General features: G+C 40.6%; 25 protein-coding genes. 15 read left to right on the top strand and 10 right to left on the bottom strand.

The features are described 5' to 3' along the window. Positions 1-57 precede the first annotated feature (57 nt). Positions 58-3,174 carry an efflux RND transporter permease subunit gene (locus H5154_RS00125; RefSeq protein WP_182716999.1) on the bottom strand — a complete coding sequence of 1,039 codons (3,117 nt, stop codon included), beginning with the start codon at positions 3,172-3,174 and terminating at the stop codon, positions 58-60. 11 nt (positions 3,175-3,185) lie between these two features. After that, entirely contained in the window at positions 3,186-4,352 is a 1,167-nt protein-coding gene (locus H5154_RS00120; protein ID WP_182716998.1) for an efflux RND transporter periplasmic adaptor subunit, read from the bottom strand. Positions 4,353-4,655: 303 nt separating this feature from the next. On the opposite strand from H5154_RS00120, the gene H5154_RS00115 reads away from it, so the two are divergent. The 4 genes from H5154_RS00115 to H5154_RS00100 all read left to right on the top strand — a co-directional run bounded on the left by H5154_RS00115 (position 4,656) and on the right by H5154_RS00100 (position 7,500). Then, entirely contained in the window at positions 4,656-5,447 is a 792-nt protein-coding gene (locus tag H5154_RS00115; RefSeq protein ID WP_182716997.1) for a crotonase/enoyl-CoA hydratase family protein, read from the top strand. A 97-nt stretch (positions 5,448-5,544) separates the two neighbouring features. Further along, entirely contained in the window at positions 5,545-5,928 is a 384-nt protein-coding gene (locus tag H5154_RS00110) for a CidA/LrgA family protein (RefSeq protein ID WP_182716996.1), read from the top strand. Continuing rightward, positions 5,921-6,628 carry an LrgB family protein gene (locus H5154_RS00105; protein ID WP_149980912.1) on the top strand — a complete coding sequence of 236 codons (708 nt, stop codon included), beginning with the start codon at positions 5,921-5,923 and terminating at the stop codon, positions 6,626-6,628. Before H5154_RS00110 ends, H5154_RS00105 begins: the two co-directional genes overlap by 8 nt. A 35-nt stretch (positions 6,629-6,663) precedes the next feature. Next, on the top strand, positions 6,664-7,500 hold the full coding sequence (locus H5154_RS00100) for a mechanosensitive ion channel family protein (RefSeq protein WP_149980913.1): 837 nt from the start codon (positions 6,664-6,666) through the stop codon (positions 7,498-7,500). 64 nt (positions 7,501-7,564) lie between these two features. On the opposite strand, the gene H5154_RS00095 is transcribed toward H5154_RS00100, so the two are convergent. Then, positions 7,565-9,724, bottom strand: coding sequence for a TonB-dependent siderophore receptor (locus H5154_RS00095; RefSeq protein WP_182716995.1), 2,160 nt, complete (start codon positions 9,722-9,724; stop codon positions 7,565-7,567). A 101-nt stretch (positions 9,725-9,825) separates the two neighbouring features. Here H5154_RS00095 and H5154_RS00090 point away from each other — a divergent pair, with 101 nt between their 5' ends. From H5154_RS00090 to H5154_RS00080, 3 genes are all read left to right on the top strand, one after another. After that, on the top strand, positions 9,826-10,968 hold the full coding sequence (locus H5154_RS00090; protein WP_182716994.1) for a PepSY domain-containing protein: 1,143 nt from the start codon (positions 9,826-9,828) through the stop codon (positions 10,966-10,968). Beyond that, positions 10,968-11,435 (top strand): hypothetical protein, encoded by a 468-nt coding sequence (locus tag H5154_RS00085; RefSeq protein WP_149980916.1) that lies wholly within the window; start codon positions 10,968-10,970, stop codon positions 11,433-11,435. Before H5154_RS00090 ends, H5154_RS00085 begins: the two co-directional genes overlap by 1 nt. Positions 11,436-11,637: 202 nt before the next feature. Continuing rightward, entirely contained in the window at positions 11,638-13,050 is a 1,413-nt protein-coding gene (locus tag H5154_RS00080) for a family 43 glycosylhydrolase (RefSeq protein ID WP_182716993.1), read from the top strand. 44 nt (positions 13,051-13,094) lie between these two features. On the opposite strand, the gene H5154_RS00075 is transcribed toward H5154_RS00080, so the two are convergent. Both H5154_RS00075 and H5154_RS00070 read right to left on the bottom strand, forming a co-directional pair. Continuing rightward, entirely contained in the window at positions 13,095-13,832 is a 738-nt protein-coding gene (locus H5154_RS00075; protein WP_182716992.1) for an RIO1 family regulatory kinase/ATPase, read from the bottom strand. 87 nt (positions 13,833-13,919) lie between these two features. Next, the gene (locus H5154_RS00070) at positions 13,920-14,384 is read right to left on the bottom strand and encodes a MarR family winged helix-turn-helix transcriptional regulator (protein ID WP_182716991.1); all 465 of its coding nucleotides are present in this window, start codon (positions 14,382-14,384) and stop codon (positions 13,920-13,922) included. A gap of 131 nt (positions 14,385-14,515) precedes the next feature. On the opposite strand from H5154_RS00070, the gene H5154_RS00065 reads away from it, so the two are divergent. Together H5154_RS00065 and H5154_RS00060 are read left to right on the top strand one after the other, a co-directional pair. After that, a complete protein-coding gene (locus H5154_RS00065; protein ID WP_182716990.1) occupies positions 14,516-15,682 on the top strand; it encodes a hypothetical protein in 1,167 nt (388 codons plus the stop codon). A 240-nt stretch (positions 15,683-15,922) separates the two neighbouring features. Then, entirely contained in the window at positions 15,923-17,899 is a 1,977-nt protein-coding gene (locus H5154_RS00060) for a phytase (RefSeq protein ID WP_182716989.1), read from the top strand. Between the two features lie 29 nt (positions 17,900-17,928). Here H5154_RS00060 and H5154_RS00055 read toward each other — a convergent pair whose 3' ends face one another. The 4 genes from H5154_RS00055 to H5154_RS00040 all read right to left on the bottom strand — a co-directional run bounded on the left by H5154_RS00055 (position 17,929) and on the right by H5154_RS00040 (position 21,082). After that, a complete protein-coding gene (locus H5154_RS00055; protein ID WP_145237660.1) occupies positions 17,929-18,513 on the bottom strand; it encodes a YqaA family protein in 585 nt (194 codons plus the stop codon). 199 nt (positions 18,514-18,712) lie between these two features. Then, complete coding sequence (locus H5154_RS23500) at positions 18,713-19,606, bottom strand: GGDEF domain-containing protein (RefSeq protein ID WP_259398212.1); 894 nt, start codon at positions 19,604-19,606, stop codon at positions 18,713-18,715. Between the two features lie 161 nt (positions 19,607-19,767). Continuing rightward, complete coding sequence (locus H5154_RS00045; RefSeq protein WP_145237663.1) at positions 19,768-20,100, bottom strand: PBPRA1643 family SWIM/SEC-C metal-binding motif protein; 333 nt, start codon at positions 20,098-20,100, stop codon at positions 19,768-19,770. A 118-nt stretch (positions 20,101-20,218) separates the two neighbouring features. Continuing rightward, on the bottom strand, positions 20,219-21,082 hold the full coding sequence (locus H5154_RS00040) for a PA4780 family RIO1-like protein kinase (RefSeq protein ID WP_145237666.1): 864 nt from the start codon (positions 21,080-21,082) through the stop codon (positions 20,219-20,221). Positions 21,083-21,293: 211 nt separating this feature from the next. Here H5154_RS00040 and H5154_RS00035 point away from each other — a divergent pair, with 211 nt between their 5' ends. The 5 genes from H5154_RS00035 to H5154_RS00015 all read left to right on the top strand — a co-directional run bounded on the left by H5154_RS00035 (position 21,294) and on the right by H5154_RS00015 (position 24,078). After that, positions 21,294-21,512: a hypothetical protein gene (locus H5154_RS00035; RefSeq protein WP_145237669.1), complete on the top strand. Its 219-nt coding sequence runs from the start codon at positions 21,294-21,296 to the stop codon at positions 21,510-21,512. Positions 21,513-21,596: 84 nt separating this feature from the next. Beyond that, complete coding sequence (locus H5154_RS00030; RefSeq protein ID WP_182716988.1) at positions 21,597-22,487, top strand: dienelactone hydrolase family protein; 891 nt, start codon at positions 21,597-21,599, stop codon at positions 22,485-22,487. Between the two features lie 132 nt (positions 22,488-22,619). Then, positions 22,620-22,988 (top strand): hypothetical protein, encoded by a 369-nt coding sequence (locus H5154_RS00025; protein WP_179959150.1) that lies wholly within the window; start codon positions 22,620-22,622, stop codon positions 22,986-22,988. Next, the gene (locus H5154_RS00020) at positions 22,985-23,365 is read left to right on the top strand and encodes a hypothetical protein (protein ID WP_149980924.1); all 381 of its coding nucleotides are present in this window, start codon (positions 22,985-22,987) and stop codon (positions 23,363-23,365) included. Before H5154_RS00025 ends, H5154_RS00020 begins: the two co-directional genes overlap by 4 nt. Positions 23,366-23,511: 146 nt before the next feature. Continuing rightward, a complete protein-coding gene (locus H5154_RS00015; RefSeq protein ID WP_149980925.1) occupies positions 23,512-24,078 on the top strand; it encodes a DUF2799 domain-containing protein in 567 nt (188 codons plus the stop codon). A 263-nt stretch (positions 24,079-24,341) separates the two neighbouring features. On the opposite strand, the gene H5154_RS00010 is transcribed toward H5154_RS00015, so the two are convergent. Further along, the gene (locus H5154_RS00010; protein ID WP_220493339.1) at positions 24,342-25,097 is read right to left on the bottom strand and encodes an SDR family NAD(P)-dependent oxidoreductase; all 756 of its coding nucleotides are present in this window, start codon (positions 25,095-25,097) and stop codon (positions 24,342-24,344) included. 166 nt (positions 25,098-25,263) lie between these two features. Here H5154_RS00010 and H5154_RS24145 point away from each other — a divergent pair. Then, a partial coding sequence (locus tag H5154_RS24145; RefSeq protein WP_404936179.1) for a LysR family transcriptional regulator occupies positions 25,264-25,349 on the top strand: 86 nt, incomplete at its 3' end.

Below are 25,349 nucleotides of genomic sequence, written 5' to 3'. Positions count from 1 at the left end.
CAAATTTTTGACAAAAAAAAGCCAGGTTTCCCTGACTTTTTTTATACAGGGCTTATTTTACGTTTGCGTTGTCGCTGTGCCCTTTACTTTTTCGCGCATTGACTGCACCAAACTATAAAATAATGGCACCAGCAAAGTACCCAATATAGTCGCGGCTAACATGCCGGCTAGCACAGTGACACCAAGCGATACGCGGCTTCCAGCACCCGCGCCAGTTGCAAATACTAACGGTAATACACCTAATACAAATGAAAGAGCCGTCATTAATACCGCACGAAACCTCATTTTGGCTGCACTAAGAGCCGCATCAAAAATACTCTTGCCGGCAAGCCGTTCTTCCATCGCAAACTCTACAATCAAGATTGCAGTTTTGGTCGACATACCTATAAGCAGTACTAACCCCACTTGTGCATAAATATTATTTTCCATACCCAGTACGTATAACGCTAACATTGCGCCAAACATCGCCAGGGGAATTGCGGCTATAACTGAAAAAGGGATCGTCCAACTTTCATATTGTGCAACCAAGAACAAGTAAACAAAGATAACGGCCAAAGCAAATAGCAACGGTGCCATATTGCCAGCTTCAATTTCTTGTTTAGATTGCCCTGCCCATTCAAATACATAGCCATTAGGTAACTGCTTAGCTAGCTCTTCCATGGCAGCTATTGCATCACCACTTGAGAACCCCGCAGCTGCTTGACCACTGATACTCGCACTACGATATAAATTAAAGTGCTTAAGGGTTGTTGGCCCAAGAATTGGTTCAAGTTTAGCAAGTGTCGTTAATGGCACCATGTCGCCTTCATTATTACGCACAAAATAATGCTGTAAGTCGGAAGGATTTTTACGGAACTCACTCTCAGCTTGCATGATTACTTTATAAGTACGACTAAACTGATTGAAATCGTTAATATATAATGAGCCGAGCTGGGCTTGGAGCGTTAAGAATATGTCACTTAATGCAACCCCTTGAGCCTTTGCTTTATTGCGATCTATCTCTAAAAAGTACTGCGGTACATTTGCTCTAAAAGTACTGTACACATTACTCAAGCTTGGATGTTGGTTCGCTTCATATACCAGACCATTAAGTACTTGCGCCAATTCAGTCGGATCCCGACCTTCACTGTCTTGTAGGCGAAACTCAAAACCAGCGCTATTACCTAAACCAGGAATTGGCGGCGGGTTAAATACCATTATCTGCGCATCTGGCATGGCCCACATTTTTCCCATCAAACGACCAATCACTGACTTTAAGCCTAGTTCAGCACTAGTGCGTTCTTCCCAGTCTTTTAAAATAACAATACCTAAAGCATTATTTGAGCCCGCCCCGCCAATCAAAGAAAAACCGGATACCGCAATAAAATCAGTTGCTGCAGGTTCTTGTTTAATAATGTCACCTATTTTATGCATCACATCAGCAGTGCGACCAGAAGCCGCCGCATCTGGTAATTGCACATCTACAAACACAAAACCTTGATCTTCGGCTGGCACAAATCCTGTTGGAACGCTTTTAGCCAGCCAGCCTGCCACCACAAAAATAACTAAGGCAAAAATACCCACTCGTGCCGAGCGTTTTAAAACAAAGTGGATGATTTTAGAATAGATGGAAGTTGATTTAACAATGCCTTGCTCGACTGGCGCCAGCCATTTTATCGGTTTCATAGACTTTTCTGTTAACAATAGCGCACATAAAGCTGGACTTAGGGTTAATGCGTTAACCGATGAAATTAATACCGCAAACGAAATCGTTACAGAAAACTGCTTATAAAGCTCCCCGGTAATACCAGGCATAAAGCCTACAGGCACAAATACGGCTAATAACACCAAAGTTGTCGCAATAATAGGCCCGGTTACTTGCTCCATCGCTTTAGTGACCGCCTCCTTAATCGGCAACTTTTCTTCTTTGAGGATCCGCTCAACATTCTCAATTACAATAATTGCATCATCTACCACAATACCAATCGCCAGCACTAAACCAAATAAGGTAATTAAGTTAATTGAGTAACCCATAGCCATCATAAAAGCAAACGTGCCCACCAACGATACTGGAATAGCGATAGTTGGAATAAGTGTCGCGCGCCAATTTTGTAAAAACAAAAACACCACTAAAACAACCAGGCCAACAGCTTGAAATAATGTAACAATCACTTCTTCGATTGAGCGATTGATAAACTCTGTCGTATCGTATGGTATTGAGTATTCAACACCATCTGGTAATTGCTTAGCAAGCTCTGCCATGGTGGCTTTAACATCACTTGCCACTTGCGTTGCATTGGCATCGGTTAATTGGTAAATAACTATAAAAGCGGTATCTTGCTGATTTAACTTAGCGTTAATACTGTAATCAGCTGAGCCAAGTTCGATGCGGGCAATATCAGTTAAACGTACAAAGTTACCATCTTGATTAGCACGAATAATTGTTTGGCCAAACTCTTCTGGAGTTTTTAAACGCCCTTTAGCTTGAATTGAATATTCAAACTGCTGACTTGGTAAACTCGGTGCAGCACCTAATTTACCAGCTGCCACTATGGTATTCTGCTCTTGTAATGCGGCTCTAACTTCGCCTACTGTCAGCCCTAACGCCGCCATTTTATCTGGACGTAACCACAATCGCATTGAATAGGTTTTCTCACCCATAACCTCAGCCGATGCCACGCCTTTAATTCGTCCCAGCGGTTCCGTTAAGTAATTTGTTGCATAGTTACTTAAAAAAATAGCATCAATGTTTGCTTGGCTAGAATACAAGTTAATACCCAATAACATTGAACTGGATTTTTTCTTAACCGATACACCTTGGCGTGTTACTTCGCTGGGTAATCCTGGTTCAGCTAACGCGACACGGTTTTGTACATTGACTTGAGCAATATCAGTATCCGTGCCCACCTTAAAGTATGCAGTTATCGTAGCAGTGCCGTTATTGCTGGAGCTGGACTCGATATACATCATATCTTTGACACCATTAACTTGCTCTTCAATGGGTCTGACCACAGACTCTTCCACTATTTGCGCACTGGCGCCAGGGTAAACTGCGGTGATCTGTATTTGCGGTGGAGTAATCTCGGGATACATATTAACTGGCAGCAAACCCATGGAAATCAAACCCGCTAGCGTAATCACTATCGAAATAACGAGGGCAAATTTAGGCCGCGCGATAAACGTTTTACTTATCATGTGCGTTTCCTTTAGTTTGCAGCGTCTGATTGACTAGAAATTGTACCAGTGGTGTGATCGACCTTTTTTTCAACTGGTTTAACTTCGACCCCTTGACGTACTTTTTGTAAACCTTCAACAATCACTTGCTCACCTTCTTCAAGGCCCGATTGAACGACCCACATCGCATTAATGCGCCGTCCTAGTTGCACAATGCGCGTAGCAACTTTGTTATCTTCACCCACCACGAGTACAAATTTACCTTGTTGATTTTCTTGTACTGCTGCTTGAGGAATAAGTGCTTGTAATTTCTTATCTTTACTTTCAACAATTAAGGTGACAAACAAGCCTGGCATTATAATGTTTTGTGGATTGGCAAATGTCGCTCTTAATTCAACAGTGCCAGTACTGCGATCAATTTTCGTATCGGCAAAATCTAACTGCCCTTTAGCCCCCAAGTCCGAGTTATTTGGCAAACGCAGGGATAAATCGATTGGTACATTTTGAGGGTTATTAGCACTGTCTTGATGTTTTTGACGATAACTAATGTAATCACCTTCTTCTACTTGAAAATTGACATAAATTGGATCCACATCGGTCAATTCCGCTAGTTCATTTGAGGAAGGACTAACAATATTGCCTACATCGTAATTAACCTTACCAATACGCCCTGCAAACGGCGCTTTAATTTCGGTGTAACTTAAATTTAATTTTGCTTTTTCAAGGCTTGCCCTTGCTGAGATAACAGCCGCAGCAGCTTGCTCATACTTAGTGGTTAATTTATCCAAATCAGATTGTGAGATAAACCCTTGTGCAGCAACTTCTTTACCGCGTTTTAAATCGCGAGATGCGCCATCTTCGCCAGCAAGCTTACTTTTTAAGTCCGCTTCAATTTCAGCAACAGAAGATTGATATTCACTTGGATCGATTCTCAGTAGTAGCTGTCCTTTTTCAACAAATGAGCCTTCATCAAAATGACGTTCTATTAATTCACCCTCAACACGAGCGCGAATTTTCACTTCCTGATGAGCTTCCGTGCGAGCAACAAACTCTCGATAATTCCCCACCTCTTGGGTAACAACATTAAATACTGAAACCGCAGGAGGCGGAGCGACTTGTTTGGTAGCATTATCATCTGAGCAACCAGCTAAAAAAGCGATTAATGTTGTACCAACAACCCCTTTGATCGCTAATGACATGTAAGTTCCTAAAATGCTAGGCGTGAACCTTTTTAGCATGGTTTATCTCCTTAGTAGCTGCGCGCACTACCTTTATATGTTTATTTTAAATTGTGTTTAAACGCCAAGTTACGTTCAGAGGCTATTATGGGTCGATCATATAACAAGCCACCCGATTAAAAATATAGACCACTTTGTAATCATTTGTATCTGAGGTTCACAATAACAGGCTATAAAATAGCTTGCTTTTCAAACAAGAAAGCCACGCTTTACATCAATTCAATTAGCTCGTAAGCTAAACTTAAACAGGTCAGAGGAGTTGACATGATTAATTTTGAAACACAACAGGCAATCGCCTTCGTTACATTATCCCGAAAAGATAAACAAAATGCGTTGAATTTTGTCATGTTCAAACAGCTGACAAGTATCATTAAAAAAATTAAAAAAGACCCGACTATCCGCGCTGTCGTTATTCAAGGTGATGGTGAGCATTTTTGTGCTGGACTGGATGTTGCTGCCGTTATGAAAAGTCCCATAAATATTGCCAAGTTGCTATTTAAATGGTTACCGGGTAACTGTAATTTAGCGCAGCAAGTTGTGCTGGGTTGGCAATCACTAAGTGTGCCGGTATTCGCAGTCGTCCAAGGTAATTGCTTTGGTGGTGGCCTGCAAATAGCTCTTGGGGCTGATTATCGGATTGTGCACCCAGATGCTAAATTAGCCATTATGGAAGCGCGCTGGGGACTATGCCCTGATATGGGTGCAAATGTTGTACTACCTAGCTTACTAAAACGTGACGATGCCATGTGGCTTGCCAGTCATGCAGATCCTATTAGTGCTGATAAAGCGCTGCAATTAGGGTTAATAACCGAAGTAAATGCGGATCCAAAGCAACGCTGTTTAGCAATGATCAATACCTTATTAGCTCGCTCACCGGATACTTTAGCGGCAATCAAACGCGTTACCCAACAAAGTTTTAACACTCCAAGAAGACAAATTTTAGCAAAAGAAACCATTAGCCAAATTCGTCTGCTTATTAACAGCAATACAAAAAAGGCCATTGCAAAAGCCAAAGGCGCCGACAACATCGAGTATCAAAATAGTAAACGTTGGTAACAAATTCACTTAATATCAACGCTAAGCAATAAGTCGCATAGTTTTCAACAAGCAAATATGCTGAAGTATAATACGACCTGTAGTGAGTAAATAATCAATGGATCCCCGAACTGTGCTTAAAAAAATCTTTCCTTATTTACTCAGCAGCTGTTTGATTTTAGGTTGCTTGGCGATAGCAAAAATAATCATGCACTGGCTGCAAGGTAGCTTTCCAGCCCCCCTATTAGCGATGCTAATGCTACTTACGTTACTTTTAACAAACGTAGTTAAAGAGCATCACTTAACTCCCTGTGCTAAGCCATTATTAAATGTCATGCCGCTTTTTTTCATCCCTGCTGGGGTTGGTTTTATCGAACACCTTGAAATCATCGCCCTGCAATGGCAATTTCTCAGTGCAGTTTTCATTTTAGTGCCATTGACCAGCTTACTGCTTATCGCAGCAGTGATCAGTGTATTTAAAGGCAGGATTGAACATGATTGATCTATGGTGGTTAAGTATTCCTGTAATTATCACGCTGTTTTTAGGGTTAAGGAAGCTCAATACAACCATTAACAATCCTTTATTAAAAGCGCTGACTAATCCCGTTTTTATCACTATTACGCTTATAGCCATATTACTAGTGAGTTTTTCACTGCCTTATTCGCAATTTGCTAGCCATAGCCAGCTATTAAGCTATTTACTGGAGCCTGCCATTGTTGCGCTTGCATTACCGCTATATCAACAATTTGTGCATATACGAAGAAATCTCTTGCTGATTGTTGGCTGCTGTAGTCTGGGCATAATCAATGCCACTGTGGTTGCAACCTTACTCAGTGCTGCATTTAATGTGCCTACACAATTAGCAGCATCTGTTGCCGCTTTATCGGTCACTACTCCCATTACTCTGCTAGTCACTGATTCACTCGGAGGCATCGCTTCGCTGGCAGCTGCGATGGTGATTTTTATCGGCTTATTAGGTGCTTTGTTCGCGCTACTTATTCTTCGTCAGGTGGGCATTTATAACCATCAGGCACAAGGCGTTGCGATTGGTACTGCATTTCATGCAATAGGCACCGCCGCCGCACTTGTTGAGCATCCGCGTATTGGTGCATTTGCTTCAGTGGCAATGGCATTGAGCGCATTACTTACCGCTTTAATCGTACCATTACTTTATCCTTTTTTGAGTCAAGCTCTGCTATGATGAAATAGTTTAACCACTTTATTTATGGATAATAGATGATCAGTACAGAAATCCAACAAGTTGAAAAATACTACACCATGATCACTGAGTACCTCGTTAAGTACAGCATGCAATTAGTTGGCGCATTGTTGATCTTGATTTTTGGTTTGTGGGTGGCACAAAAAATATCTAAGATGATTGCCGCTTTAATGGCGCGTAACAATATTGATATTACTCTCACTAATTTTGTCAGTAATGTAGTGAAAGTATTGTTTATCGTTATGTTCATTATTATTGCGCTAGGTAAAATTGGCATAAGTGTCACACCTTTTGTTGCTGCAATTGGTGCCGCTTCTCTTGGCGCTGGTTTAGCATTGCAAGGGATGTTATCAAATTATGGCGCAGGCTTGGCTATTATTGCCACCCGCCCCTTTATTGTTGGTGACACGATTGAAGTTAAAAATGTCAGCGGTCAAGTAAAAACCATTGAGTTAGGCTACACCATTTTGATCAACGAAGAAAAAGTCGAGATTACTATTCCTAACAAACATATCGTTGGCGAAATACTACATAACTCATTTAATTATTCATTGGTCAAAGGTGAAATTGATATTGCCTATAACGCCAGTGCTGAGCATGCTATAGAGCTTATAGAAGACGTATTGAAAGACCATGAGTTAGTCGCAAGTGAACCGCTATCACAAGTTGGCATTGAACGGTTTGCTGAAAGTGGAGTAACAATTAGTTACCGCTACTGGGTGCCGACGACGAAAATAATAGAAACCAAGCTGGCCGTAAACGGTGGCGTATATAGTGCGATTCAAGGTGCGGATATTGAAATTCCATTCCCACAACGAATTGTCACAATTAACCAACAAAGTATTGATAGCTAGGCTAGCAATACTGCAAATAAAGGGAGCTAATTGCTCCCTTTATTTATACTAAATCTTAACTTCATTAAAACTTATAACGTACATTCGCTGTTACTGTTCTGCGTTGACCATAGAAGCAATCTCCACGCGCTAAACATGAGGTGATCACGGTCTTATCAGTAATGTTTTGTGCTTGCAAACTGAAACTGTATTGCCCAAAATCATAGCCAATCATAGCGTCAAAGAGTGTGTAATCGGTAGTTTTAATTGGATCAACTACTAAGCCATCTCGCTCACCATAGACACTACCGTCAGATGTCTCTCCCACATAGCGCGCACCTAAGCCCATTTTAAAACCATGCATAGTTTCTGGTCGCCATGTCGTCCAAATTGATGCTTGCTGCTTTGGTAACGCTGCAAGTGTTGCACCATCTTCACGTTGTTTATTGCTCTGACTGACGTAACCATCGCTGTATGCGTATGACGCATACACATCGACACTTTGCCAAGCTAATTGTGCTTCAAGTTCAAGTCCTTTTACCGTCACTTCGCCCTGTTGCACTTGGCCGTTTGGAGAAATTACTTTGCTATCTGTGGCTTGCTCTGCATTAAATGGGGTAGTGCGATTTTGCTCTACAATATGATATACGGCGGCCGTAAGTAGATGCTCTGTTCCGGCAGGTTGATATTTGATACCGGCTTCAACTTGCTCACCTGTTTTTGGTACAAACGCATTACCAAAGGCATCATAGCCTAGCAATGGTTCAAATGATTCACTATAACTTGCATACGGTGAAACCCCTGAGTCAAATAAATACATCAAGCCTAAACGACCGGTGGTCGCATACTGTGACTCACTTTTGCCGTTTTCAGGATTTGTTGTTGCTTTATCACGGCGTAGTGCTGCTGATACAATCCACTGCTGGGCTATTTTCATGCTGTCTTGAATATATAGGCCAGTTTGATAAGTCTTTGATGGGGGAGCGTCAATCAAATCACCCGCTGTTGGTAAATTATCTACTTTACCGTATACAGGACTAAATAAATCGAGCGTGCCAGCAAGTCCAGAAACAGAGTCGTTATCGGTATAAGCATTTTGATAATCGAGCCCCATCACTATTGTGTGCTCAATATTACCGGTTATTATATTGCCATGAAACTGGGCATCACTGGCAATAGCCCGCGAATCAGCGGAGCTAAGATAAGACACTCGCTTGACGCTGCGCCCATCTTCTAAAAATTTAGGTGGCCAACCATAAATCGTATGATAATCAGCATGACTATCGGTGTAACGCGCAGCAAGTTTAAACTGCCAATCAGCATTAATATTTTGCTCTAAAATCGCAGTGATTGACGCTTGCTCAGTATCATAACGATCAAAACCCGGCTCAGAAACAAAACGGTTTGATGGAATTTTGCCGTTTTCGTTTTCTAAAATAGTGCCTGAGTGAGGTAAGAACGAGGTACTCGTGCCTGATTCATTCTTTTGCCAATTAGTTAATAGCGTTATTTTTGTATCATCAGTGGCATACCAGGTTAATGATGGAGAAAACACAATACTGTTATCTGGCACATAATCGGTTTGCGTATCACTCTCTCGCCATAAACCAATTACTCGCCCTTGTAATGACGCATCATCATTTAAAGCACCAGTAATATCTCCCGCAACTTGTTTACGCGAATAGTTACCAACTTGCCCCCAAAGCTGCCCTGATGTTTCAGCTTCTGGTTTTTTACTGACTAAGTTAACAATTCCACCAATTGAACCTTGCCCATATAGCACTGAGCTCGGCCCTTTTAGTATTTCAATTTGCGACAATCCATAAGGGTTAGTACGAACATTATTATAACTACCATACAACGATTTTAAGCCATCTAAGTATTGTACGGGCGACACACCACGAATAACCGACCAATCGCCACGGGTATCAACACCGTATGGACCGTTATATAAACCAGACACATAACCAATTGCATCTTGAATAGTTAATGCGCCTAGGTCTTCAATTCGCTCTTGCGTTAAAACAGAAACAGATAACGGAGTTTCAATGATTGGCACGTCTGATTTTGCACCAGATGCACTCATGTATGAAATCAAACCTCGTTGACTTTTTACCGTAATAACTTCTAAATCGTGATCTTCACTCACAGCTTGCTGTTCGGCAACAGCATTTGAGGGATTTAACAGTGAAAGAAGAGTCAAAGATAAAATACTTAACGGTGTATTTATTCCACTTAACTGCATTAGTATTCCTTAGGACAAATTGAAATTGCAGGCAGTTTAATAGTACAATTATTGAAATGCAATATGAATGATAACAAATATCATTAACAATAGGTTTCACTATGGCTAAAGTAAGCAAGCGATTTTGGTTTCAATTACATGGCTGGTTCTCATTGCCTGTATGGGTTTTATTCTGTTTTATTTGTATTACAGGCACTCTCTCTGTAGTGAGTCATGAGCTTACCTGGTTAACCAACCCTGCAGCTCGAGCAAGTAATCCTAACAATTTGCCTGCAAAACCAATCGATGAATTAATAGCAGCAGTAGAACAACAACATCCAACTGCTGATATCACATCAGTATTGGTGTATGAACCGTATTTAGTAAACGCTATTATATTTACAGATCACAATAAACCCCAAGCAATTGCCTACGTAAATCAATACACAGGGCAAATACAAGCAGTTAATCAAGGCATCACCTTTATTGGTTTTATGCGCGCGTTACATGGTTGGCTGTTGTTTCCATGGCAATCTGGTTATAGCGTCGGTTATTATCTTGTATCTGCAATGGCAATAGTCATGTTTGGCGCATTAGCCACCGGGCTGATTATTTATAAAAATTTCTGGCGTGCTTTTACTCAGCCTAAATTGCGCTTCAATCAAGGTAAAAAAACCTTATTAAAAGATTTACATAGCTTAGCTGGCGTCTGGTCTATGTGGTTTTTACTCATTATGAGCTTAACGGGGTTTTGGTATTTAACTCAAGCAATTATGTGGCATAACGAAATTGATATTGAAGAGCATCCGCCGCTGGTTAGCGTAGCTGATTTGCCCACTTCTAAAACGGTACCGGCCATCAGTCTAAGTCAGGCTCTACAGCTCACTAAGCAGCAGTTTACTGACTTTGAACCTCATTACATCATGTTCCCAGAACATAGCCGAGGCATGTACAGTATCAGCGGCTCGAACAACACTATTTTCTATGATGACTATGCGTTCTCAACGACGATAAATCCTTGGACAGGCGAATTAGCACAGACTAAAAGCCCCGAATCAATGAACGCTCTACAAACTATTTCTCATATTGCAGACCCTTTGCATTACGGCACAATTGGCGGGATCTGGACCAAGCTAGTTTGGTTTATTTTTGGCGTGATCTTAAGCGGTATGTCTATTACAGGCTTTATGATGTGGCGTAGTAAGTTAGCTAAGACAACAAAGGCGCAGCTGCTAACAACTGACTATATTCAGGAGGCACAATAATGGCGCGACTTAAAAGTACTTGGTGGCAACGCTATAAGTATCTACTACATGCTAGTATTTTAATTTTACCATTTTGGTTTTTATATCAATCAATGATTCTCATATTTCCTGACTCATGGGGCGAGCAAACAATGGGAGAGTTTACCCTTGCACCCATGCCACTTAATATGGCACCCCCCTATAGCCACCATGGTGAATACGTTAAAGATTTTATGGTAATGTTTAATAAAGGAAAAATAGCAGATGTACGCCAAGGTTACATGAATATTGGCCCCACCCCATTACCACTTAGTCAGTTATCAAAAGCCGATGAAGGTATTTTACATGGCACGCGTCATGGTCAACATGTGCACGCTATTGCACCAAAATTAATAACCAGCAAAGATAAGGCATGGATCACACTCCAAACGTGGCAAGGTGAATTGCTAGTTCAAAGCTGGGAAATTCCAAGCCAGTTTATTAACTAACAACAATGGGGAGCAAAACATGCTCCCACGCCCACCCAGACCCAACTTTTATTTAACTTAAATCACCATTTATCTTTACAAAAGTAATAATATAATAAAGTATTATAATTAACCTTTTAAAGGTTACACCGTTGAGCTGCTCGTCGAATGCTAAATTTGCTTTAGCTATCGGATCATACACACACTGTACTTTGGAGATAAAATGAAATTTTCCACACAACTACTTTGCTGGCTTAGTTTAGCCGCCAATCCATTTTTTAATAATGCATTCGCTATCGATAATGGCGTCTATACCATAAAATCAAAATATAGCGCCAAATTTGTCGAAGTTGCCAATGCATCAACAGCTGATGGCGCGAATATTAGCCAATGGGCTAATACCAATCACGATACCCAACGCTGGCTCATTACTCAGGTTGAAAATAATAACTACTCTGTAATAAACCTTAACAGCGGTAAAGCAATGGAGGTCTTTGAGTGGTCAACTAATGATGGCGCAAACGTAGTGCAATATGACTATAGCGCTGGCGCAACCCAGCATTGGCAAATTAATAACGAAGGCAACGGCTATGTGAGCTTTATCAATGCCAATAGCCAAAAAGCACTCGACCTGTATGACTTTGACGGCAATGACGGGGCTAATATCAGCCAATGGGCATACAATGGCAGTGATGCACAGCTTTGGCAGCTCAATAAACTCGCCAACGTAGAATCCGCTCCCTTTGATCCTTCAACTACCAATGGCGCAACGGATCATTGGCCATTAACCGGTAGTTTAGTCACTCACGATCCAACCATCAGTTACGAAAATGGTACGTGGTGGATATTTCAAACTGGGCCTGGCATCGCTGGAAAGTGGTCAAATGATGGCGTAGCATGGAATGATGCGGCAGCGATTTTTCCTAATGGCTTAAATTGGTGGTCTAACTATGTGCCTGAACACGATGGCATTGATGTTTGGGCGCCTGAACTTAAAAGCTACAATGGGCGTAGCTCGCTTTATTATGCAATATCAACCTTTGGCTCGCGTGTTTCGGCAATTGGTTTAGCCTCAGCAAGTAGTGTCTCTGCCGGTAATTGGCGTGATGATGGTTTAGTGATAAACACCACCAACAGCAATAACTACAATGCGATTGACCCAGATTTAGTCGTCGCCAAAGATGGTGCGCCATGGTTAACATTCGGTTCGTGGAATTCAGGTATCAAGTTAATGCGGATCAACCCAATAACGATGAAACCATTTGGTGAGCTCTATTCCCTTGCTAGCCGCTCAGGTGGCATTGAAGCACCAACGATCATCTATCGCCAAGGATACTACTACCTATTTGTATCTGTTGGTAAATGTTGCGCAGGAACCGATAGCACCTATCGTATCGCATATGGGCGTGCAACGGATATTCGTGGTCCTTACTTAGACAAGAATGGCAACAATATGCTCTCTGGTGGTGGCAGTATTTTAGATGCTGGTAACAGCCAGTGGGCCGGACCTGGCGGCCAAGATATTCTTAATACCGATGTAATGGTTCGCCATGCTTATGATAAAGGTGACAACGGTGTGCCAAAACTATTGATCAGCACACTAAATTGGGACTCAAATGGTTGGCCTAAATTTTAAATCAGCCAACTTAGTAACATTTATAAAGCGTGTAATAACGCGCTTTATAAAAAACGCTCCATGATGGCAGCGGCAATTTGCGTAGCTATTCCACATCCCCACATATATGCACGTTGGATCGGGTAACCTCTAAAAATCCAACGCTTTCTAACATGATTAAAATTACTTAAATAATCAGCTTTGGCATCTGGCAGAGGTTGATCAGCAAGCTTTGCCCATGCTTTATAAACACCCGACATATCTGCACCACGCATAAATTGCTGTAACCAACGAGGAAATCGAGCGTATCGTATCGTCGACTGAAAATCGATGATATACGGTTTACCATCATCACTACAAAGCACATTACCCAAATTGCGCAAATCTAAATGTACAACCCCTCGGCGATGCATTAATGCAACCAGTCGTTCAAAATCTTTAAAAAAACTAACGGGTAGCACTTGTTTTTGTTGTACTAACTGTTTAAGTGGTGTGCCTGTAATATAGTCATAGGCAACAGCAATCGGCGATAATCGTAAAAATCGCCCACTCACTCCAGTTATGCCTGCTAAACGAGCCAACCCTTTATACTCTTGATTCACCGACAAAGGCGCAAAGGTTTTTCTGATCCACCATGGGCTATGTTGAAAATCTTTAATTACTAAATCGAGTTGCTGATCGGTATAACGATAGACAATAGCATTTGCAAAACGTCCAGTATGAACAACATTTAAATTTTCGGCTGCAAACTGATGTTCTGGAAATTGCTGCTGTAACTGCATTAATAAAGTAGCTTCGATCATAACACCCTGCGATTTGTTAAATATAAATGCCTAGGCAACTATATTATCAAATCTCTGCACTCACAGCAATATAACCCTTAGCTAGATTTACAATTTCAAATTATGAATTGCTCTAAATAACAGCTTTGCCAACAGTTTTTTTTCATCATCAGAAAAGTCGATTAGTGCTGTGCGGTAAATATTATTCACAATAGGGAGTATTTCAGGGTAAAGCTGTTGGCCTTTTTCCGTAAGGCATAATAGCGTAGAGCGGCGATCTTCTGCGGATTGTTGTTTTGCAACTAAGCCTTTTTCTTCTAAACGAGACAACAAACGGCTCATCGCGCCACGATCATAAACCATATGCTCACATAGCTCTGCCAAAGTATGCACTTTGCCTCGAGCTAATAGCACCACAACAATATATTGCGCCGAAGTTAAATCCATTGGCGTAAGGCCAGCATCTAGATGAGTTACTAAATTTGACCGTAAATAAGCAACTAACCGACCCAGATCTTGAACGGGATCAAGATCATCAATACAACATTGTACAAGTGAAGCGGACTCTTTCATAAATTCTCAAAAACTGCGTGAAGGTCACTCATTGACCGTTAATAGCTATAATAATTCAATCAAACATAATTGCGTAGTGACACCTAATTAGTGTAGCGTCGAACAAGCTAACTAATGTTATTGAGGAATACATGCAAAGTAAACAACGAGATGTTATCAAGTATATTGCCATACTTATACTGCTACTACTTTGCTGGTCAGAGCAATTTAACAGCTACATCATGGATTTTCTTGACCAAACCTTAGTGCAGTCATCATTAGTTTATGCTTCTGCACGCAGTGTTAACGGCATTATTTCTTTATTACAGTCGGCTGAAGTCGGTATTGGTATAGCAAGCATAGCGCCTGCGCAATTGCTTGATCCGGTGAACGATTTAGCCGAATACATTGCCGATGCGATGCGCATATCATTAGGCTCACTGTTTATCCAGCGGATTTTATTTACTATTTCATCAGGGGTATTTTTTAGCGCCTTGTTTACCGCCAGCGTCATTAGTTATTTAGTCTGTGATTATTTTGGGTATTTAAAACAGCTTAAAGGTAAGTTACTAGCCAGCCTGATTTTAGTGCGGTTTTTAATTCCATTTGTAGTACTTGCAACTGGGCTTGCCAGCCAAGCCTTTCTAGATGAAGAAATTAATTATCAAAATCAATATGTTGAAAAGACCGTTGACACACTTAGCGTACAGGCTAATGCAACCTCCACATTATCAGCACAACTGAGCGCAAAAATTAACAGTGGCAAGCAAACAACCCTCGATGAACTCGAACTTATTGCCGTTCAGCAACAACAATTAAAAGTAATTATTACAGAAAACCAACAGCAGCTTGAGCATTTAAATAAGCAAATTGACGCCATTCAAACGACCCGCAGTTTAGCCGAAAAACTCACCTTAACAGAACTTCCCGAGGCTAAACCATTACTGCAAAAACAGCGCGAGTTAAAGCAACAACAAGCATCTATCAACAATCAGTTCGCCGCGTTATATCAACAGAAAGCTCAGCTGCAACAACAGCTGCATGATTATAACGACCAACTAGCAGGTAATTCTGGCAATTTAATTAGCAAAGTCGTTGATACCGTTACCACTGGCATTACAGATATGGCTAATTTTTTAGAGGGCTTATTTATTGAATTTTTAAACTTAGTGTCGTTACTAATCATCAAATTATTTATCATGCCTTTGCTCTTCTTATATTTATTTAGTAAGGCATTTAAAGCTATTTGGCAACGTTCCGTGCTGCAAGCATTAGCGCAAATGAAAACAGAAATACACACCACCATCACAGAAAAATAACCGCTATATCATGCTTAGGGTCACATCAGCTCAGCATGAAAGCGATGCCCTAATGGGTCATTTTAAAACTAACAATTAAAAATTAAAACCAATAAAAACAGATAGATAAAATAAAAAGCATTGAATGAAAGGAAACCTAAATAGCTTTACTCTCACTGCAGAAGTCTTTCTTTTGTCACGGTTTTGTCATAAAAGTTATTTAGCTTGCATCGCATACATGGCTAACTTAGGACTTTACTCGTGCCAACACTTAAACCACTTGCTTATGCACTGAGCATATTAACACTCACAGCAACATTAGGCGCTTGCAGCAGCCAAGATGTTAATTCCACTCAACCAAGCCAAACTACACTAAAGCTTAACAGCGCACCATTTTGGCAACAAAATAATGTTCAAGGTTCGCAAGCTGCTTGGCTTTTTGATGATGCATGGTTACTAGCCAGTGAAAGCCAAGGCTTAATTGTAGTAGAGCAAAATAAACAACATAGCGAAGTACTTAACGCGGGTAACTTTGAAACTCTGTCAGTGCGTACTATTGGCGATAATCGCTTTTTAGTGACCAGTATTGATAACGAACGTGATCTGGTTGCCGTTTTCACCCTAACTAAAAGTAACGGCAACTGGCAGCTAACGGAGCACACACCGATTGTTGCACCGCAAGCAAAACCTGAAGCGGTCTGCCTATTTAACAATCACAATACGGGGAGTATTTCTGCTTTTGTTGCTGATGTTCGCGGCTTAATGCGCGAAACCTTAATTTATAACTTTGCCACAGAGCAAACCACTAACATTGCGGTCCGAGAATTTGCCGGTGTAAATGAAGCTGCGGGTTGTGCGGTTAATGATGTAAGCCAACAATTATTTATCAGTGAAGAAGAACTTGGCATTTGGCAAATGAACGCCAATGCAGAATCTTCAGCGAGTAAACAACCTCTTACCATGGTTGCTCCCTTTGGTGAACTGGCCAGCGGTATTGGCGCATTAACCACCAGCACTGATGGCAGCCTCTGGTTTACTAGCAGCAGCAATAACACCCTATACCGATATAATCCAGAGCAAGGTATACAACAAAAGTGGCGTGTCTCTGGAGATCTCAGTATTGGTTCTGTGGTAATTGATAATAACGCCACTACTGCTCAAGCCATTATGTATGACGATGAAAGTGGCGCGTACCGCAGCAGCCAGTTAATTTTAGACCCAATCACCAGTACGTCAAAAACCAACACCACCACTGCAAAAACAGCACATGTGTATGCAAAAGTGCAAACGACACCAGTTGCAGCATTTGGTGATGCCGCAGACGATCCAGCCATCTGGGTGCATCCAACCGACGCCGCTAAAAGCTTGATCATTGGCACCGATAAACGTCGCGGACTGATGATCTATAACTTAGCTGGAGAGCAAATTCAAAGCCTTGACGTAGGTAGAGTTAACAATGTTGACGTTCGTCAAAGTAGTAATATCAACAACCCAACTCACACTCTAATTGCAGCCAGTAACCGTAGTGAAAATAGCATTAGTTTGTTCACTGTCGACATACAAAACAGCGTACACCACTTAGGTAGCGTGGCTACCAATTTGAGTGAGATTTATGGCTTATGCATGTATTCATCGAAATCAGGTGACTATGTATTTGTGAATGATAAATCAGGGTTATATCAGCAATATAAAATAACCAGCCAACAGCAACAAGTCTCGGGCAAACTGGTGCGCGAATTTAATCTACCTAGCCAACCAGAAGGCTGTAGTAGTGACGATAAAAATGGGGAACTTTTTGCCGGTGAGGAAGACGCTGGTATTTGGTTTATCCAAGCAGAGCCTGATTCACAGCAAGCGCCTATTTTATTGCAATCCGTGAATGAAATGCTAGTTGATGATGTAGAAGGTATGGAGATTTATCATGGTAAAGACGAGCGCTTATTAGTGGTATCTAGCCAAGGTGACGATAGTTATGTCGTGTATCGCATAAATAAAGGTGAAAAACACCCCACCCTTGAGTTTGTCAGTAAGTTTAATATTCTTGCAAACTTAAATAACGGTATTGATGGCGTGTCAGAAACCGATGGCTTAACCGTTACAGCCAAACCGCTGCCTGGCTACCCTCTTGGCGTATTAATAGTGCAAGATGGCTACAATCGTATGCCACAGCAACCACAAAACTTTAAGCTAGTTGATTGGCGCCAAGTACATTCACTTATCCATGGCGACGTTAAGTAAACGAAACAAATATAGCCGTCACTTGGCGGCTATATTACCGTTGTTAACCACCAAATAACTAACACCAACACAGTCAAACCAAGCATTGCTTTGGTTTTATGTTTTGTGATAATTCGCTCTGCTTGATTGCCAGCATAATACACCACCAGCGCCAGACCAAAATACCGAATTGAGCGGGCAATAGTCGTTGCAATTAAAAACATTATTAATGAATATTTGGTGGCACCCGCTGCGAGCATAGCTATTTGAAAAGGAATTGGCACTATCCCCAACATTATTACAAACCAAAAACCTTGCTGCTGCATTTGTTGTTCTACGTGTTCAAACTGCTCTGGATTTGAAAAGGTATTGATCACCCAATCGCCAACCGCATCAAACAAGTAATAGCCAAGCGCGTAACCAAACAAAGCCCCAATAATACAGCCTAAAGTCGCCATTAAGGCGATTAGCCAAAGCTTTTCACGCCGCGCTTGCATCAACGGCACCAATACTGCTTCAAGAGGAATAGGAACTATTGTTGACTCTAAAAATGAAGCCGCCGTTATGCTGGTTAACATATGCTTTGAATCAATAAATTGTCGTGTTTTTTGCTTTAAGCGCTGCATAACAGCCATAGTATCACCTTGGTAGTGCTTATAAGTTATATTTATAAGCATATTGCAAGCTCAATACCAGCCTTGCATAATAAATAAGTGCATTGTTTTATAAGCATTTTTTAATAAATATTAACAGGAACAGGCAAATAAATTTAACTGATAGTGTAAAAACCCCCAATTAAAATTGTAAATTTTACTGTAATCAATCGCTTAGGGATTAAGCAATGTAATATTGGCTACGGCCACTATTTTTCGCTTTGTACAAGGCTTGATCAGCACGTTTAACTACCTCATTAAACGCTTCTTCTGGGGCCTTAAATGACACACCAATACTTACACTTACCGTTCGATTAGCAGCAAGTTCAATGGTATGTGCAAGTGATAGTAATTGCTCACTTAAATCGCAGGCTTTTGGTCGGTCATCGCCGGGCAGGTATATTGCAAACTCTTCACCACCTAAACGTGCAAAGACACTATTATTAGGTAAAGCTTTGGCATATAAAGATGATAATTCGATCAGTACTTGATCCCCCCTATCGTGACCAAACTGATCATTAATCACTTTAAAAAAATCGATATCAATAAGCAAAATTGTATACGGGGCTGATTGATTTTTTTGCATATATTGATAAAAAAATTGGCGGTTCGCTATTTGGGTTAAGTAATCAGTGATCAGCTCTTTTGATAACTGCTGCTGCACACTTGTTAAATCGCCTATAGTTAACTTTAAACCATAACAAGTAAACAACATGCCTGCAGTACGTAAAACATCCTCAACATAAATACCAATAAACAAAGGCTGGATCAGCACTTCATCAAGTAGATCAAAGGTTAAACCCGCTGACCACAATAATAAACCGATGCTTAAATTAACATAAGCAAAAACTGATAAGTTGGCCCTTTGGACAATGATAAAAATAGCCACCACAATTAATAGGTTAATTGCGTCGGTAAGTACACCATTAAAAAAAATACTGTTATCTAATTCAGGATAGAAATAAATATACGAGGTAACTATTAAAAACAGAGTAACTACAAATACAGCTGAAAACACGGGTTGTAAGGTGTTTTTTGCAGTTTGTTGTTGAAGTTTATTATCACTGTATTTCATACACGTTTCGCTGATTAAGTGAGCGCTATATTAAATAACGCTATCACAAGCTAATGAATATATAGCTTTTAAATACAACTGCCGTTTTATATCACTGGAGCTGATTTTTTAAGTTCCTAACACCAGCACCAACCTGAGTTTACACACCTAAACAAGGTATTTTAACCACAGCATTTTTTGTATTTTTTATTACTGCCACACGAACATGGATCATTACGTTGTGGTGTTTTTTCAAAAACTTGAGTAACAGGTTTATTAAGTACAATATCTAAAGGAGTAATATCTTCAGCAAGCGTACTATCAACACGAATATCTGCAAATAAATCATTAGCTATCAAAATAGCGTTTATTTCAAGCTCACGTGCAGCGCTTTGCACCTGTAAAACGAGCGGATTTTCTTCGCTACCAGGTTTTACTTTCGGTTTAGGCTGATAAGTACCTTGATTATTTTTACCCATAATATCGGGCTTACCACGATAGAAAAATTTTGACACCTGCGTTCCTAACTGTCATTTAAAGCAACTCACCGCGAGTAGCTAAAGGCTGCGCAGTCTAACAGAATTTAATGCTGTTAGCGCGCATCTTTAAAATCGATAATGAAGCTAATAAACTTTAGTCGTCTTCAGGTGCTTGTGCTGCTTTTATTCGCTCTTGGTTTTCTTGCATTTGCTCAAATGCAGCTTTGATTTCATCAAGCACTGAATCAACATCAGCCTCAGCATGGTTATCTGCAACCTCACCGTAAAGAACAGTTTCTGCTGTTAATTCACCCGCTTGATACAAAGCCCACATTTCTTCACCAAAACGCGTATCGAGTATTTCTGGTGCGTACTGCCCGTAATACAAGCGCATATTGCGTACATCACGTAAAAACATTTCTTGCGCATTGTTATTCGCCGCCGCATTTACTGCCTGCGGTAAATCAATCACCACCGGACCGTAGCTATCTACTAACACATTAAATTCAGACAAATCACCATGCACAATACCCGCACATAGCATTAAGCGAATGTAATGAACCATAGTAGCGTGATCTTCAATTGCCTGCTCAGCAGTTAAACTCACATCATTTAAACGCGGCGCAACATCACCATCATTATCGGTGACTAAATCCATGATCAGTACACCATCGTAACAACCATGAGGTTGTGGTACTTTTACGCCAACCCGAGAAAGCGTGAAAAGCGCATCTACTTCCGCATTTTGCCACACGTTTTCTTGTTCTTTACGACCAAACTTAGAGCCTTTTTCCATCGCACGACCGCGGCGGCTATTCCTTACTTTACGTCCTTCTTGGTATTTTACTGCTTGTTTAAAACTTCGGTGTTGTACATCTTTGTACACTTTCGCACAGCGAATATGCTCGCCACAGCGAACCACATAAACCGAGGCTTCTTTTCCACTCATTAATTGGCTGATGACTTCATCAACGATACCGTCTTCTATTAACGGTAAAATCTGTTTTGGCGTTTTCATGACACTCTTATACCGTACTTAGGCATACCTTGTAATCTTCTCGCAAACTATTTTATCTGACAGACCCTTACGTTAAAGCAAAAGCAGACGAAAACCAATGCTAATAAGCGCACAATTGACCTTATCAAGCATGTTAAAGAACAAAAAACTTGACTAAATCGGCTAAATCCACAAACTGCGAAGTTAACAGCCCAAATTATACTTACTTTATATGAATTCAGAAATACGCTATCGCTTCCAATCTGGTCAAATCGCTAATCGTTTTTTAAACGAATTAAAGCATTGGCCTGTCGCCCGAGTAAAAACAAAACTTCTTAATGGTGGTTTTGACGTTAAAGTAAATTATCAATTCGATGGCGCGGGGTTTGATTACACTTGCGCAGAACTTGATGAATTAGCCGCAAAACATGCCGGTGAAGAAGTTAGCTAAGTATATTAAGCATACAGCAATATACATTTTGAGTTCTCTCAGCTATGTTATTAAATCTTAAATCAATAACATATAGGCACTGCAATGAATAACCCACATTCAGATCACATCCCTCAAGAAGCCTTTGATTGGTACGATGAATACGCTCATGGCAAAATGGATAGACGCACGTTTATGAAAAAACTTGGTGGCTTAATCGCCCTTGGTTATTCAATGACAGTGCTCACGTCAGCGTTATTACCAAATTATGCCTTAGCCGAACAAGTTTCGTTTAATGATGAATCAATTAAAGCAACTTACCAAAGTTTTGATTCTCCCAATGGTCATAGCAAAGGACAAGGTTATTTAGTAGTGCCAACACAATTAAAGGGCAAGCGCCCGGTAGTCTTAGTGGTGCATGAAAACCGAGGCTTAAACCCTTATGTAAAAGATGTGGCCCGTCGTTTAGCCAAAGCGGGTTTTGTCGCTTTTGCACCCGATGCGCTATTTCCGCTAGGTGGTTATCCGGGTAATGATGACGAAGGGCGAGCCATGCAAAGCTCAATGGATAAAGAGAGAATTCAAAATGATTTTGTTGCCGCAGCCCACTATTTAAAATCACACCCACTCAGTAATGGTAAACTTGGTGCCGTTGGATTTTGTTTTGGCGGTTATATTGTCAATTACCTCGCTGCGGTTGATTCATCATTATTAAGCGCTGGAGTACCATTTTACGGCACGCCCGCCAGCGAAGCTCTGCGCAAAAATATTAAAGCCCCGTTAATGATCCAATTAGCCGAGCTTGATGAGCGCGTAAATGCAACATGGCCTGACTATGAGCGCGATTTAAAAAGTCTCAATGTAGATTACAAAATGTATATGTATAAAGATGCCAATCACGGTTTTCATAATGACTCAACGGGCCGTTACGATAAACCGAATGCAGAACTTGCATGGCAACGAACTTTAGCATTTTTTGAGCAATATCTTGTTTAATTATATCTTGTTTAATTGCATCTAGTTTAATTGCACCTTGATTAATTGCATAATGGTTAGTGCCAAGCATAGTAAGCTAGCACTAACTTCATTCAGAATTAAGTACTTCAGTTAAGAAAAATCACCGACTCTATGACTAAATTTTTTCTCCTAAAATACATCGCTTTTTTTAGTGGATGTGTTGCTTGTTTTACCCTTCATACACAATTTGCAGTGCCTGCGGTTATTGCATCTTGCCTAACCGGGCTTATTGGCAGCTTTATTCCTTTTCCAAAACAGTATGCAAATCATCCTTACGCAGCTGTTTATGCTGGTAGTTTTGCTGGAATGTGCTCTCAGGGGTTGATTAATACCTATTGGGAATTAGCAATTATTTCATTGATTGGGGCTATTTTATACGTACTGACGACTAAAGTGTTTACTGGCTTTGGTGGTAAATTAGGAAGTATTGCCTTTATTAGTGTTGCTTTGTTTGTATTAGCTAAAGGGCTCGCGGCATGAGTTTATCATCAGTAACACTTGCTTTACTTGGCGCGTTTTTGACCTTTTATTTAGCTAAGCATAACCGTCTAGATGCGATTAGAGCGTCAGCAATTTTAGCTATTATCGCTTACCTTATTTTACTTACCACCGAGTTCAACGCAGAGCTATATAGCAGCATTTTTTTTGGTGGAACATTTATAGGCATGAGCGCACCAAAACGCTTTGGTATTTACACGCTGTTTTCTGCCAGTGTTATTTTTTCGATTTTGTTTGATAATTTAGTGCCTTACCTTAGTAATTTTGGCGGAGCTTTGGGCATAAGTGGATTTTTGTCGATATGTGTCTGCCAAATAGCGATTGTACTAGGCGCTCCTCGCAGTAAAAAACGCCACTAGTTGAGATGCGCTTTGTGGCAATTAAACTAAATAAAACACATAATTTTTTACTTAAAATAGTCTACAAATCAGCTTAAATTGTAGATTTTTAATAACGATGAAACGTATTATACCGTATTGATACAGAGCGAAATAACAGGATAGTTATGCCAAATCGTTTATTTATATTAAGTTGTATAGCACTACTTAATGGCTGCACAACGTTAAGTCAAGATGAGTGTAAAGTCGCTAATTGGCAAAGTTTAGGTTATGAGCACGGCGTAAACGGTGGTGATTATGCCGATGGCATAACAAAGATCGCGGCGTGTAACGATTACAATATTACCCCAAATATAGCACAATTCAAAAGTAGCTACGAACGTGGTTTAGCGGTGTATTGTCAACCTGAAAACGGCTTTACTCTTGCTATGCGTGGAGTCTCGTATAACGGTGTATGTAACAGCCGTGCATTTCGAAAAGCGTGGGAAGAAGGTAACGACCGTTATCAAATTCAACAACGTCGTATAGAAATTGATAACCGTCTAACCGAGCTAAAACAACAACTCTCTGAAACTAATCAGCAATTAAACAGCAATAACATCACGCAAACGCAGCGTAAAGAGTTAAATACACAGCAACGCCAATTAGAACGTGAGTTAAAGGACTTAAGACGCGAAAAATCCTTATTACCACTATTGAATAAAGCCTCAACATTTGAAATTACCTTTCCTTAATTACCTTCTGCCCAGCCTGTAATAATAGGGCAGGGTTAATGCAAAAAGCGAAAGCAAAATTCAGGTTAAAAAAACCACTGTAATTTATGTGAATAAATCTTAACTTGAACTGTCAAAGCAAGTCTGAGCCAGTAAACACTGCTCGAGTTTAACTAATTCTGACAATATATTAAGAGCTTCATAGTAGTGATGAAAGCCCTCACGAAGAGAGCTTTGAATCCTTATAAAAAATAATTCGGCAGAGCACTAAGATTAGCGGTAAATTAAAGAAACATACCGCCAGACGCTTCAATACGCTGTCCGGTAATCCAGCTGCTGTCTTCACTCAGTAACATGGCAACGGCTTTACCAATATCGTCAGCCTCCCCAACCCGACCCAAGGCGGTAACAGATGCCACCATTTGGTTCACTTGTTGGTTGTCACGCACATTACCACCGCCAAAGTCTGTCGCGATGGCGCCAGGTGCCAAGGTATTTACGCGAATTTGTCGGTTTGCGAACTCTTTTGCCATATAACGCGTCATGACTTCGACTGCACCTTTGGCCATCGCGTAGGCACTTGAACCTGGCATACTAAACCGTGCCAAGCCAGATGAAATATTAAGAATATGACCGCCGTCTTTAATATGTGGCAATAATGCTTGGGTTAAAAAGAAAGGTCCCTTTACATGGATTGCCAGCATATTTTCTAACTCTTCATAAGTGGTTTCTTCCACACTTGCACGCAAACCTGTGCCAGCGTTATTTAACAAATAATCGAAATCGCTTCGTGCAAATTCATTGCTCAACAACCCCTTAACCTGACTAACAAATTCAGGAATGGCATCAAAATCGCGCGAATCCAATTGAAGAGCAAAGGCTTTTCGACCTTTTTGTTGAATCTCTTCAATCACATTTTGTGCCGGTTGAACATTATTGTGATAAGTAAAAATAACGTCTATGCCTTTGTCAGCTAACGCTAAAGCACTGTTTCTTCCTAACCCTCGGCTAGCACCAGTAATAATTGCTAATTTATTCATCACTCTCTCCAATCTATTCTATAAGAATTTTAAAACCTTAAACCACAGCGGCTCTGGCCACGTTGAACAGAGTAGATAATTTATTGTGATCGATATACATGATAAAAGTGATAACATTGTTCGGATTAAACAAACAAAGGTAGAAGATGTGGACAAATTTGAAGCCATGCAGCGCTTTGTATTGGTTGCTCAATTTGGCAGCTTTACCAAGGCAGCAGACGCACTTGGCCTGCCAAAGTCAAGCGTATCAAG

Source organism: Pseudoalteromonas sp. SR44-5 (assembly GCF_014163675.1).
Lineage (GTDB): Bacteria > Pseudomonadota > Gammaproteobacteria > Enterobacterales > Alteromonadaceae > Pseudoalteromonas > Pseudoalteromonas rhizosphaerae.
Note: the sequence above shows the minus strand (reverse complement) of the source record. Positions and strands in the feature narration are given on the sequence as shown.